At 64.1% G+C, this 12607-nt stretch carries 10 protein-coding genes; 5 read left to right on the top strand and 5 right to left on the bottom strand.

All coding sequences use genetic code 11. The annotated features are described in order from the left end of the window. Positions 1 to 47: 47 nt before the first annotated feature. From QD280_RS13195 to QD280_RS13185, 3 genes are all read left to right on the top strand, one after another. Positions 48 to 329: a peptidylprolyl isomerase gene (locus tag QD280_RS13195; protein WP_043333877.1), complete on the top strand. Its 282-nt coding sequence runs from the start codon at positions 48 to 50 to the stop codon at positions 327 to 329. A gap of 94 nt (positions 330 to 423) precedes the next feature. Then, a complete protein-coding gene (locus QD280_RS13190) occupies positions 424 to 2013 on the top strand; it encodes an ABC-F family ATPase (RefSeq protein WP_166018957.1) in 1590 nt (529 codons plus the stop codon). A gap of 181 nt (positions 2014 to 2194) precedes the next feature. Continuing rightward, a complete protein-coding gene (locus tag QD280_RS13185; protein WP_153636450.1) occupies positions 2195 to 3391 on the top strand; it encodes an NAD(P)/FAD-dependent oxidoreductase in 1197 nt (398 codons plus the stop codon). Positions 3392 to 3419: 28 nt separating this feature from the next. Here the strand turns inward: QD280_RS13185 and QD280_RS13180 are convergent, their stop codons facing one another. Beyond that, positions 3420 to 4328 carry a LysR family transcriptional regulator gene (locus QD280_RS13180; protein WP_107336115.1) on the bottom strand — a complete coding sequence of 303 codons (909 nt, stop codon included), beginning with the start codon at positions 4326 to 4328 and terminating at the stop codon, positions 3420 to 3422. Between the two features lie 246 nt (positions 4329 to 4574). Between QD280_RS13180 and QD280_RS13175 the strand changes: the two genes are divergently transcribed. Further along, positions 4575 to 5771 carry an MFS transporter gene (locus QD280_RS13175; RefSeq protein ID WP_279839588.1) on the top strand — a complete coding sequence of 399 codons (1197 nt, stop codon included), beginning with the start codon at positions 4575 to 4577 and terminating at the stop codon, positions 5769 to 5771. A 95-nt stretch (positions 5772 to 5866) separates the two neighbouring features. Here QD280_RS13175 and QD280_RS13170 read toward each other — a convergent pair whose 3' ends face one another. The 4 genes from QD280_RS13170 to QD280_RS13155 all read right to left on the bottom strand — a co-directional run bounded on the left by QD280_RS13170 (position 5867) and on the right by QD280_RS13155 (position 8642). Next, positions 5867 to 6217, bottom strand: a complete 351-nt coding sequence (locus tag QD280_RS13170; RefSeq protein WP_052384593.1) for a YqjK-like family protein — start codon at positions 6215 to 6217, stop codon at positions 5867 to 5869. Between the two features lie 34 nt (positions 6218 to 6251). Beyond that, positions 6252 to 6674 (bottom strand): phage holin family protein, encoded by a 423-nt coding sequence (locus QD280_RS13165; protein WP_043333873.1) that lies wholly within the window; start codon positions 6672 to 6674, stop codon positions 6252 to 6254. Beyond that, a complete protein-coding gene (locus tag QD280_RS13160) occupies positions 6674 to 7012 on the bottom strand; it encodes a DUF883 family protein (protein WP_082388358.1) in 339 nt (112 codons plus the stop codon). Before QD280_RS13160 ends, QD280_RS13165 begins: the two co-directional genes overlap by 1 nt. A 415-nt stretch (positions 7013 to 7427) precedes the next feature. Then, complete coding sequence (locus QD280_RS13155) at positions 7428 to 8642, bottom strand: phospholipase A (RefSeq protein WP_225996295.1); 1215 nt, start codon at positions 8640 to 8642, stop codon at positions 7428 to 7430. Between the two features lie 413 nt (positions 8643 to 9055). Between QD280_RS13155 and mscK the strand changes: the two genes are divergently transcribed. Next, positions 9056 to 12601: a mechanosensitive channel MscK gene (gene mscK, locus QD280_RS13150; protein ID WP_279839587.1), complete on the top strand. Its 3546-nt coding sequence runs from the start codon at positions 9056 to 9058 to the stop codon at positions 12599 to 12601. Positions 12602 to 12607 lie beyond the last annotated feature (6 nt).

Raw genomic sequence — 12607 nt, 5'->3', positions numbered from 1 at the left:
CGAGATGGTGTGAGGCAAGACCGATTCCGCCTGCAAGAGGACATGAGATGGCTCGTATTGCCATGGCACGCCACATTCTGGTGAAGACCGAGGCCGAGGCGCAGCGTCTCAAGCAGTCACTGGAGCGCGGCCAGCCGTTCGAGAAACTGGCCAAGAAGCACTCCACCTGTCCCTCCGGCAAGCAGGGCGGTGACCTGGGCGAAGTGCGCCCCGGCCAGATGGTCGGCGGCATTGATCGCGCCATCTTCAAGGGGCCGCTCAATACCCTGCAGGGGCCGCTGAAGAGCAAGTTCGGCTATCACCTGCTGGAAGTCTTCTTCCGCGGCTGATGCCTGCCAGGCCTTTGCGGCTCCCCGTATTTCCCGGCGCCAGCGTGACGCTTCGTCACCGCCCACCTTTTTCATTTCAAACGGATATTCCCTCGTGATCTCTACCGCCAATCTCACCATGCAGTTCGGTGCCAAGCCGCTGTTTGAAGACGTCTCCGCCAAGTTCGGGCGTGGCAATCGCTACGGCCTGATCGGCGCCAACGGCTGCGGCAAGTCGACCATGATGAAGATTCTCGGTGGCGATCTGGAGCCGTCCGGTGGTCACGTCATGCTCGAGCCCAACATCCGTCTGGGCAAGCTGCGTCAGGACCAGTTTGCCTATGAGGAATACACGGTGCTCGACACCGTCATCATGGGCCACGAGCGTCTGGCCGTGGTCAAGGCCGAGCGTGACCGCATCTACTCGCTGCCGGAGATGAGCGAGGAAGACGGCATGAAGGTCGCCGACCTCGAGGTCGAATTCGCCGAGCTGGATGGCTACACCGCCGAAGCGCGTGCCGGTGAGCTGCTGATGGGCCTCGACATCCCCATCGAGCAGCACCTGGGGCCGATGAGCGAAGTCGCGCCGGGCTGGAAACTGCGCGTGCTGCTGGCACAGGCGCTGTTCTCCGATCCTGACGTCCTGCTGCTCGATGAGCCGACCAACCACCTGGATATCAACACTATCCGTTGGTTGGAAGGCGTGCTGACCGCGCGTTCTAGTACCATGATCATCATCTCGCACGACCGTCACTTCCTGAACAGTGTCTGCACCCACATGGCGGACCTGGATTACGGTGAGCTGCGTCTGTTCCCGGGCAACTACGACGAGTACATGACCGCTGCCACCCAGGCGCGCGAACAGCTGCAGGCCGACAACGCCAAGAAGAAGGCGCAGATCGCCGAGCTGCAGTCCTTCGTCAGCCGCTTCTCCGCCAACGCCTCCAAGGCCAAGCAGGCGACCTCGCGTGCCAAGCAGATCGACAAGATCCAGCTCAACGAGATCAAGCCGTCCTCACGCGTCAGCCCGTTCATCCGCTTCGAGCAGACCAGGAAGGTCCACAACAACGCGGTGATGATCGACAAGCTCTCCAAGGGCTTCGACGGCAACACCCTGTTCGAGAACTTCAGCTTCACGGTCGCCGCCGGTGAGCGTGTTGCCATCATCGGCCCGAACGGCATCGGCAAGACCACGCTGCTGCGCACCCTGGTCGGCGAGATGCACCCGGACGCCGGTGAAGTGAAGTGGACCGACGCCGCGGACGTCGGCTACTACGCGCAGGACCACGCCCATGACTTCGCCAACGACATGAGCCTCTATGACTGGATGGCACAGTGGACCGGCGGCGGCGAGCAGGTCGTGCGTGGCACCCTGGGTCGCATGCTGTTCTCCAATGACGACATCCAGAAGTCAGTCAAGGTCATCTCCGGCGGCGAGCAGGGCCGCATGCTGTTCGGCAAGCTGATCCTCAAGCAGCCCAACGTGCTGGTGATGGATGAGCCGACCAACCACCTGGACATGGAATCCATCGAGGCACTCAACCTCGCGCTGGAAAACTACCCAGGCACCCTGATCTTCGTCAGCCACGACCGCGAATTCGTCGGCTCGCTGGCCACCCGCATCATCGAGCTGAAGGCCGATGGCGTGGTCGACTTCTCCGGCACCTACGACGATTACCTGCGCAGCCAGGGCGTCATCGTCTGAGACACGCCGTGACTGGCTAGTCTGCCCGGTCTGACAAGACACCCTCATCGTCTCTGACGGTGGGGGTGTCTTGTTTCCCATCTCCGGCCGCTGGCTGCGGCAGGCTTCTGGTAGAATGCCGGCCCGCGTGTGTCTGCACAGCCGATTTCCTTTCCTTTCTTCGCTTCACGGAGTGTCCCGCATGGCCACATATGACGTCATCATCATCGGCGCAGGCGCGGCAGGCCTGATGTGTGCCGCCACGGCAGGCTATCAGGGCAAGCGCGTGCTGGTGCTGGACCACGCCAACAAGGCCGGCAAGAAGATCCTGATGTCCGGCGGTGGGCGCTGCAACTTCACCAATCTGGATGCCGGCCCAGCCAACTTCTTCTCGCGCAATCCGCACTTCTGCATCTCGGCGCTCAAGCGCTACACGCCGCACCATTTCCTGGAACTGGTGGAGCGCCATGGGCTGGAGCACGTCGAGAAGAAGCCGGGACAGCTGTTCTGCGCCGATTCCGCCAAGGACTTGCTGGCGATCCTGATGACGGAGTGTGAGTGGGCCGGAGCGGAGATTCGTCTGAGTACGCGCATCACCTCGCTGGAACGCGCGGGCGAGGGCATGCGGGTCGAGACCAGCAATGGCACGCACACGGCGGGGCGCGTGGTGGTGGCCACCGGCGGCATGTCGATTCCGACGCTGGGCGCGACCGGCTTCGGCTACGACATCGCGCGCCAGTTCGGGCTCGAGGTCACCGATACCTACGCCGCGCTGGTGCCGTTCACGCTGACCTCGCAGTGGAAGGAGCGTCTGTCGCCGCTGTCAGGGCTTGCCTGTGACGTCAGCGTCACCGCCGGCAAGGGCCACTATCGCGAACCGATGCTGATCACCCATCGCGGGCTTTCCGGTCCGGCGATGCTGCAGGCCTCCAGCTGGTGGACACCCGGTCAGCCGCTGGACATCGATCTGCTGCCGGGCGTGGATGCCTACGCCGAGCTGCTGGCCCTGCGTGAGCAGCATCCCAAGCGCCAGATCGGCCCCTGGCTTGGCGAGCGCCTGCCCAAGCGCCTCGCCCAGTCGCTGGTCGAGTGGCAGGACGCCGATGCCGGTCGCATCAGCGAGCGCAGTCTCGCCGAGCTCTCCAACGCGCGTCTCGAGCAGCTGGCCAAGGCGCTCAATCACTGGCAGCTCAAGCCGGCGGGCACCGAAGGCTGGCGCACCGCCGAGGTCACCATGGGTGGCGTGGTCACCGACGCCATCTCACAGAAGGACTTCAGCGTGCGCGATCTGCCGCAGCTGGCCTTCATCGGCGAGGTGCTGGATGTCACCGGCGAACTTGGCGGCTACAACTTCCAGTGGGCGTGGTCCTCGGCGGTGGCCTGCGGGCTGAACTGCTGATCAGCACCTTCTCGCCACTGGCTGCGTCTCACGCCATCTGCTGACGGATGGCGGGCAGGCGCTGCTCGACCAGCGCGACGAAGGCCTCGATCACCGGGCGGACCGGTGTGGTCGGGTAGTGCAGCTCCAGCGGTACCGCGCCGAGTGCCGGGCGCAGGGGAATGAACTGGCAGCCATCACGTTGCAGGCGGCGAATGCAGCCGGGCGCGATGGCGACTCCCAGTCCCGCCGCCACCTCACTGAGCAGAGTCTGCATCAAGGCCGGTTGGCGCTGGATGCGTGGCGAGAAGCCGGCATCGCCGCAGGCACTGATGATCTGATCGAACAGCCCCGTCGCCTGCCCGCGCTGAAACAGCACGAAATCTTCCTGCGCAAGCTCGCTGAGGGCGAGTCGCTTGCGGTGCGCCAGACGATGCCCCTCGGGCACCACCGCCATCAGCCTATCCTCGTAGACCGCCAGGGCGGTCAGGCTGTCACGCTGCTCGCCGGGAAGCGGGCGCGACAGCCCGATGTCGATCTCGTCACGCGCGAAGGCATCCAGCTGCTGCTGGGCGCTCATCTCATGCAATGACAGGCTGACCTCGGGATGGTCGCTGGCGAAGTCGCGCATCAGTCCGGGTACGAAGCTTGCGCAGGCCGAGCTCATGTAGCCGATGCGCAGTGTGCCGGTCTGGCCGCTGGCAGCCATAGCCACGCGCTTGCGTGCCTGAGCCTCCAGCGCCAGCATGCGCTGCGCTTCTTCCAGCAATGCCTCCCCCGGTGCCGTCACCTTCACCTCCCGCGTATTGCGCCATAGCAGGCTGACGCCCAGCTCGGCTTCGAGATCGGCAATCTGGCGGCTGATGGCGGGTTGCACGGTATGCAGCTCGCGGGCGGCGGCCGAGAAGCTTCTGTGCGTCGCCACCGAGACGAAGGTTTTCAGTGTGCGGAGTTCCATGCCGGCCCTCGTGGCTGATTGATGTTCAGTCAGTATAAGTCATATCAAGTATTGTCATTTCTATTATAAGCCTGCACTCGCTAGTCTGAAGGCCTGCCAAACCTCCCTTCGTCAGTCTCTGCCGTCTCGCCTTGTCTCCTGTCTCTTGCTGCTTGCCGCTGGCTTTGCCTCGCATGCACGCAAGCAAGCGAGCAGGCGGGGCGCGTAGCGGCTGACAGGAGGGTTCTGAATTCGAGTGGAGCCAATATGACGACATCAACGAGTGGAGTGGCCGCGCAGGATACGCGCGGGCCCTCACAACCGCTGTCTGCCGGCGGGCGTTTCACGCTGCTGGCCATCGCCTGTCTGACCATCATGGTAGGCACCGTGGTCGCGCCGGGGCTTCTGAGCATCGCCTTGGCGCTTGAGGTGGAGAGCCATGCCAGCTGGCTGATTACCCTGCCATCGCTGGGCGCCGTGCTGTTCGCGCCCATCGCCGGGCGCATGATCGATCGTGTCGGTGCCTATCGCTCGCTGGTGGGCGGGCTGTTCCTGTATGGCGTGCTGGGCGCGGGCGGCGCACTGCTGGAAGGCACCGTCGTCGTGTTCGCCGATCGCATCCTGCTCGGCGGCGTGACCGCCGTGGTGATGGCGGGCGGCACCACGCTGATCTCCGAGAGGTATCACGGCCATGCGCGTCTGGCGATGATTGCCCAGCAGGGCATGTCCATCGAGCTTGGCGGGGTGATCTTCCTGTTCGTCAGTGGCGTGCTGGCGGGGATCGCCTGGCAGTGGCCCTTCGCCCTCTATCTGATAGCCTGGGTACTGCTGGCCATGCTGTGGATGATGGTGCCGAAGAAGTCGCCTGAAGCGCCTGCCGAGGAGAGCGGAAATGCCGGCGGTGAGGCCTTGTCTTCCTCGCTGACCAGCGTCTACCTGGCCGCGGCCATCTCGTTGACGCTGTTCTTCACCGCCATCGTCATGCTACCGATGCGCTTGAATCTGCTGGGGCTGGATGAAGCGGCCACCGGTATTTTCCTGGCGGGCATTTCGCTGGTCGCGGTGGTCGCGGCGATGCTGATGCCGAAGGTGTCGCGTGCCCTGGGTGAGATGCCGACGCTGGTGCTGGCCTTCCTGCTCTATGCCGGCAGCCTGTTCCTCTTCCAGCAGGCCGAGAACATGACGCTGATGAGCGTCGGTGCCGTGTTGTCCGGCATGGGCTTCGGCTTCTCGATCCCCTTGCTCAACCACATGACGGTGGAGCGCAGCCACACCTCGGTGCGCGGTCGCAATCTCTCCTACCTGACGATGGCGATCTTCCTGGGACAGTTCCTGACGTCCTTCCTGGAATTCCTGCCCGGTGACGGCAGCAACGTCTTCGGTGCCGCCGCCGTGCTGGGGCTGATCTTCGCGGTGCTCTATCTGGGCGTGTATCTGCTCAAGCGTGACAGCCGCAGCGCCTGATCGCGGCAGGGTTAACAGAACGACACGTCGCAATGATGAAAAAAAGCCCCGCCACCTGACTCTCAGGTGGCGGGGCTTTCGCTGTAATGCCGTGATCATTTGTCGAACAATATTCTCAAACGGCGAATCATCACCCAGCTCATCAGCCCGCGCTTGAGCAGGCTCAGACCCTTCTTTGGCCGGAACCCGCCCCGCGCCGCGATCAGGCCGCCCACCAGCACCAACGGGCCGCGGTATTGCTGGACCTTGGCCCAGCCGCGGTCGATGGGCGCGGTGGCCTCCTTGAGTTCGCGCATCGCATGGCTGACATCGAGGCGCTGCTGGCTGATGCGTGCTTCGAGTTCCGCACGCCGAGCGTCACGCGGATGTGCTGACCGGCGTCCGTTCCCCTGTACGGGGGGCAGCGCCGGCTCGCGTCGCGCGAGGGACTGTCTGGAAGAACTCATTTCGCCTCCTTGGCAGGCACTGGCAGGCGGGGCATCAAAGGTTTTCGCGTTGGCGCTGGCGTTCCAGTGCGTCGGCACGCACATCCTTGAGGCTGTCGCTGTCACGGCTCAGGTTGCTGAGCGTGGAACGCAGCAGGCTGCGCTGGGAAGCGATCACCTTGACGCGCCAGGCGATCAATCCCCCCAATGCCAGCAGGATACCGCCGCTCAGGGCGATGGCCAGCAGGCGGTGGGTATCCCAGAAGGCCACGACCACCAGCAGGATCGCCAGGCCGATGCCGAAGCAGATCAGCATCAGGGCGATACCCGACAGCAGCAGCATCACGAACAGCCGTTCGCGCTCTTCCTCGAGCTCCAGCACGGCGAGACGCAAGCGCGTCTCGCCACTCTCGACCAGGCTCGCAGTCAGACGTCGGATGGCGCCAAGTACGCGTTCAACCGGCCCTTGCTCCTGCATCAGCGACGGCCAAGCAGCATGCCGACGACGACACCGGCGGCCGCGCCGATACCGACACTGGTCCACGGGTTGTCGTGCACGTAGCGGTCAGCGCAGTCCACGGATTCGCGCGCGCCGGCGGCGAGGCGATCGCCCTGGGCGCTGAGGCGGGCGCGGGTGGCTTCCAGGCGAGTCTGGGCGCGGGCGCGGGCTTCCTTCATGCTCTCGCGGGAATCTTCAGCCGAGGCGTGCAGCAGTTCCTCGACGGTCTGGGACAGATGGCGCAGATCTTCCTTCAGCTGGTCGGTGTTGGCACCGGTCGCGGAAGTGGTGTGATCGCCGATCTTTTGCATAGCCATGGTGTAACTCCTTCCCGTATGTCGAATCAGATTTCGCGAATGGTGAGCGCGGTGTTGTCTGCGCTTGACTCTCGAACTCTCTCTTCCCTGGGGCGCCGCAGGCGGCAGGGCATGACCTGAATCCACTTGCACGAGACTCTCTGCAAGCATCGTCAGCACGTCGTCATGACGCGTCTTGCGTGGTCATGCACAAGTCGTGGGGGTCGAATGCGACAAACACAAGGGCAAGACACGCATAGAGCACGATATCGCCATGTCACGTGCGGAAGGCATGATCTGGATCATGGGCATGCCACTTGCTCCACATGGGCGGTCCACATTAAGGCGGTGCATACGGAGGGCAGATGGCAAGACGGGCAGCCTGGGCTGCCCGTTGCGGGAGGGTCGTGCGAGTTCTTTTATCAGAGCTCTTGCATCAGGTCTCTGGCGAGCCGGCGAAGAAGGTATTGATCGAGAAGCCCAGGCCAAAGCGATTCACGCTGTGGTCGTAGTCGATCAGGCTCTCACCGTAGCCGTGGTAGTACTGCACGTAGCCACGTACCTTGCCGAACAGCGGGAAGGAGTAGTCGAGCTGGTTGCCGTAGTTGCCCTTGGAGGGGTTGCCACGCACCATCCAGGTGACTTCGTGCTGATCGGAGGTATAGCCGACCGTGATGTCGCCGTAGCCGATGTAGTTGTAGAGGTCCGGGTTGTCATCCTCGTCGGACTCCTCCGGCACGCGCCAGTGCGGCGTGACCGCGATGGCCCAGTCGCCGTTCTGGAACATCATGTCGGCATAGACGCGGTTCCAGCTGCGCGACAGCGGGTCGGAACGGCCGTTGGACTGATGCGCGAAACCGATGCGGTTGCGGGTATTGGTCCAGCCGAACAGCTCATAACGATTGTCGAACTGCAGGAAGGCTTCCGGCTCGTAATTGGTCTCGCGGAACGGCGCCGACGCATCGGAGTTGTAGGCCTGCCACCAGCTGCGCTGGGTATAGGCGAAGAACAGGTCGCCATTGTCACCGAAGATGTCATCCATCAGTTCGACCTTGAGGCTGAGCTGGTATTTCACCTCGGTCTTGTCCACCTCGCCTTCCTGGGTGACTTCGGCAAAGCCGTTGGCATCCGGGTTGGTGTTGTAGGCCCAGGGCAGCAGGTAATTGCGCTTGTAGGCGGTGATGGCCAGCGGATTTTTCTCGGCGTCGTTCTCCAGCACGACACGCTCCTTGGCGCGCTGCTGGGCCAGGCTTTCATCGAGGGGCGCATCGACGCTCTGGCCTTGTGCCTGCTCGGTCTCGGCCGCTTCCGCCGAGTAGCGCTCGTAATCCGCGTCTTCGCGATTGGAGAGGAAGACCTGCTCGGTACGCGGGTCACTCTCGACGCCGTCCGCCGTGCCCGGTGCAGACGCCGCCAGCTCGCGCCAGTCAGCCTGGCTCATGGCGCCCGCGCGAGCCTGGGCGGCAGTCATGCCCAGTGCTTCGGGGGCGAAGCGCTTGCCGTTGGCCAGTACCACGCGTCCTTCGGCATCCATGGTGTAGGGCACGTCGGCCGCTGCCGGTGCGGCGGCACCCAGCAGTACTGTGGCCAGCACTCCCGAGAGGCGTGCAGGGACGGACCGGAATCCGATGGAGGCAAGGCGGAGGGGCATGGAAATATCCTGTCGGTTACACCGCGGCGGGGGAGCAGCGCATTATGGAGCAATGTTCATGACATGTCTGCCATTCTACTGGTGGCGCAGTGTCCGGTTCCAGCACGAAGATTCCGACAGGTGCGTCGCCTCGATGCGACGATGCATGTCGCTTACGCTGGCCTGCAAGCACCGCTTTCTCGCCCCGTCACTCTTTGCTTCATTCTCTAGTTCATTCTTCACTTCATCCTTTGCTGGACGGCCGCTGGCGGACGTTTGCCGACAAGGATTGCGTGGGATGCAGCGCCAGTCGACAATGCGGCCCTTGCCTGCGCTTGCGGCCTGACACGATGCCATCCTGCATGGCTGACGGCGGCCTGGCGGGGCAGTAGAGCCGATGAAAAGGCGCGGTGGTGACCATTGAGGAGACAGCTGTGACAGGTAACAAGTCCTTGAGACTGATGATGTTGGCAGGCGCCTTGCTGCTGATGGTGCTGCTGGCCTGGGTGCCGGCCACGGCCAGTGCGGACGCCCCGAAGCGTGCTGATGTCCAGACTCAGCTTGAAGACCTGCAGAGCGTCGAGAAGCCGGATGCCGACACCCGTCAGCGCATCGCGGACCTCAAGGATACCCTGACGGTGCTCGACGACCTCGCCGAGGCCACCAGCAGCCTGAATTCCCTCAAGAGTGAGGTCAAGGAGGCGCCGGCGGAGTTGGCGAAGGCGCAGGCCGAGCTGGCGCGCCTGCCTCAGGACTACACCCCGCCCAGCATCGCCTCGCTGGAAGGCGAGTCGGTCGAGGCGCTGGACAAGCGCATGACCTCGATTCTCGACTCGCTGCAGAACCTGCAGGACAAGCTGGCCGATACCAATCGGCGCCTGATCAATGCCCAGAGCCTGCCGGAGCGTTCACGCTCGACCCTGGCCGATGCGCAGCAGCAGGTGCAGCGCCTGCAGACCCAGCTGGGTGGCAGCGGCGATGCCGACCTGTCCGGCACCGGGCGTGATTTGATCGAGGCGCGTCTGGCATTGGCCGAGACGCGTGGCGAGCTGAGCCATTCAGAGCTCAATTCAAGCTCCCTGCTGCGTGAGCTGGCCCAGGTGCGCAAGACCCTCTACAGCCGCCAGATCGCCAATCTGGAGCAGGACCTGGAGCAGGTCCAGACGCTGGTCAACGACAAGCGCCGCAACCAGTCCGAGCAGACCATCGCCGATGCCACCAGTGGCGAGAATGCCGCGCTGGCCGACAACCCCATCTTCCAGCAGGTGCTCAACCGCAACCGCGAGCTCAGCAGCCAGCTGCTGGCGATCACCGATCGCGTCAACGCCGTGATTCGCGATGGGCTGGAGGTGCGCACCCAGCTTGATCGCGTCACCCAGGTCGAGCGCACCATGAGCGAGCAGATCGAGGCCATCAAGGGCAGCGTCCTGCTGGCGCGTATCCTGCGTGAGCAGCAGAGTCGCCTGCCGCAGGTCGATGTGCGCAAGGACTTGAAGGAAGAGATTGCCGACCTGCGCCTCAAGCAGTTCGAGCTCAACAAGGTGCGCGAGCAGCTCGCCGATATTCCGGGCTATCTCAATTCGTATGTGCTGGGCGAGGCCGCGGCGCTGGAGCGCCCCGGCGGCAATGCCGATGTCAGCCAGATCAGCGCCGAGCTGCGTCAGGCGTTGATCGGTCAGCTGGAGGCGCGCAAGGAGCTGGTCGACAAGCTCGACAAGGAATACGACAGCCTGCTGGCACGCGCCATCGACCTGCAGCTCAACCAGCAGCAGCTGCTGGAAGTGTCAGGGCGTCTGCGCCAGACCATCGAGGAGCAGCTGTTCTGGGTCGCCAACGGCAAGCCGCTGGATCTCGACTGGCTGTCGCGTACCCCGGAAATGCTCGCCGAGGAGCTCAGGCCCAACGTCTGGCGTGGCGTGGTGGCAGGGCTATCCAAGGGCTTTCAGCTCAGTGACCTGTGGGTGGCGCTGCCGGGCTTGCTGCTGCTGATCTTCATCACCTGGAAGCGTTCGCGCATCCGTGCGCGCCTGGCGGACCTGCACGCCCAGATAGGGCGCCTGAAGCAGGACACCCAGCTGCATACGCCGCGCGCCATTCTGCTCAACGTCCTGCTGGCCATCCCCGGTGCGCTGGCGCTGGCCTTGATTGGCGGCGTGCTGTCGCTGGGTGAGGGCATCATGCTGTGGGCGCTGGGCCAGGCGCTGTTGAAGCTGTCGCTGGCGTGGGGCATCTTCGCCATCTTCCGCCGTCTGCTGGTCAAGGACGGCGTCGCCGAGCGTCACTTCCAGTGGCCGGCCAACTATGTGGCGGAGCTGCGCCGTCATATCTGGTGGCTGGGCTTCGCGCTGCTGCCGGTGGTGCTGACCACCAACATCATCAGCGAGGCGGACCTCAACCTGCTCGAGCGCCCGTTGGGGCTGGCCATTCTGTTCGTGGGCCTGATGGCGATGAGCTTCTGTCTGTCGCGACTGATTCTGGCGCATGTCCCCTTCTTCGGCCTCAAGCTGTTCCGACTGATTCTGGGCCTTGCGATGGCGCTGGTGCCGGTGGCGCTGGGCGTGCTGATCTGCCTCGGCTACGAGTACACCGCGCTGCGCCTGTGTGGCCGCTTCATCACTACCATCTTCCTGTTCGGGGCCTGGATTCTGGTGGAAGCCACCGTGGTGCGCGGGCTGGCAGTCGCCGCGCGGCGTCTGGCCTATCGTCGCGCCGTGGCGCGTCGCCGCGCCCAGGTGCAGGAGGGCGCCGAAGGCGGTGTCGAGGTGGTGGAAGAGCCGCCGCTGGACATGGAGCAGGTCAACTCCCAGTCACTGCGTCTCTCGAAGCTGATTCTGGTCATCAGCTTCCTGTCGATCTTCTATGTGGTGTGGGCCGATCTGCTCAATGTGCTCAGCTATCTCGACAGCGTGGTGGTGTGGGAAATCGCCGCTTCCGTCGAGGGCGATTCGGCGACGCCCATCTCGCTGGCGGACCTGATCGCGGGCATGATCACCCTCGCCGTGGCGGTGATGATGGCGCGCAACCTGCCGGGCCTGCTGGAGGTCTCGATCCTGTCGCGGCTCGAGCTCAAGCAGGGCTCCAGCTACGCGATCACCTCGCTGCTGTCCTACGTGATCATGGCCACCGGCTTCGTGATGACATTGGGCAGCATGGGCGTCAGCTGGGACAAGCTTCAGTGGCTGGTGGCGGCGTTGAGTGTCGGGCTGGGCTTCGGTCTGCAGGAGATCTTCGCCAACTTCATCTCGGGCCTGATCATCCTGTTCGAGCGCCCGGTGCGCATCGGCGACACCATCACCATCGGCAACCTGCATGGCACGGTCAATCGCATCCGGATTCGCGCCACCACGGTAACGGACTTCGATCGCAAGGAGATCATCATCCCCAACAAGGTGTTCGTCACCGACCAGCTGATCAACTGGTCGCTGTCGGACAACGTCACGCGGGTGGTGCTCAATTTCGGTGTCGCCCATGGCAGTGATCTGGATCTGGCGCATCGTCTGCTGATGCAGGCCGCCCAGGAAAACAGGCGGGTGCTCAAGGACCCGGAGCCGCTGGTGTTCTGCCTGACCTACAACCAGGACAACTTCGGTTTCGAGCTGCGCATCTACGTCAATGACCTGACCGATCGCCTCTACGCCACCGATGAGATCAACCGCTGGGTGGACGCACGCTTCCGTGAGCATGGTCTCAAGGTCGCCTTCCAGCAGATGGATGTCTGGCTGCATCGCGACGATGGCACCGAGCGCCTCGTCGAGCAGCGCAGCGCCTCGGCGGAGCCGTTGCGCCCCGCCAGCGGCTCGCCGGAAAGCAGCGAGACGGAAAGCACGGAGTATCAGAGCAGCGAGCACCGGGAAGGTGGTGCGCTGATCGCGCGTCGCAAGCCCGCCGAGGGTCTGGCAGGCCGTGAGGACGCCGGGCTGCGCGAGGCCGCACCGGACGCCGATGGCGGTGACGGCGGCGGAGATGCCGGCGGTCGCTGACGCTGA

This window comes from Cobetia sp. 1AS1, assembly GCF_029846435.1.
Taxonomy (GTDB): domain Bacteria; phylum Pseudomonadota; class Gammaproteobacteria; order Pseudomonadales; family Halomonadaceae; genus Cobetia; species Cobetia amphilecti.
This window is presented reverse-complemented; position numbering and strand designations above follow the sequence as displayed.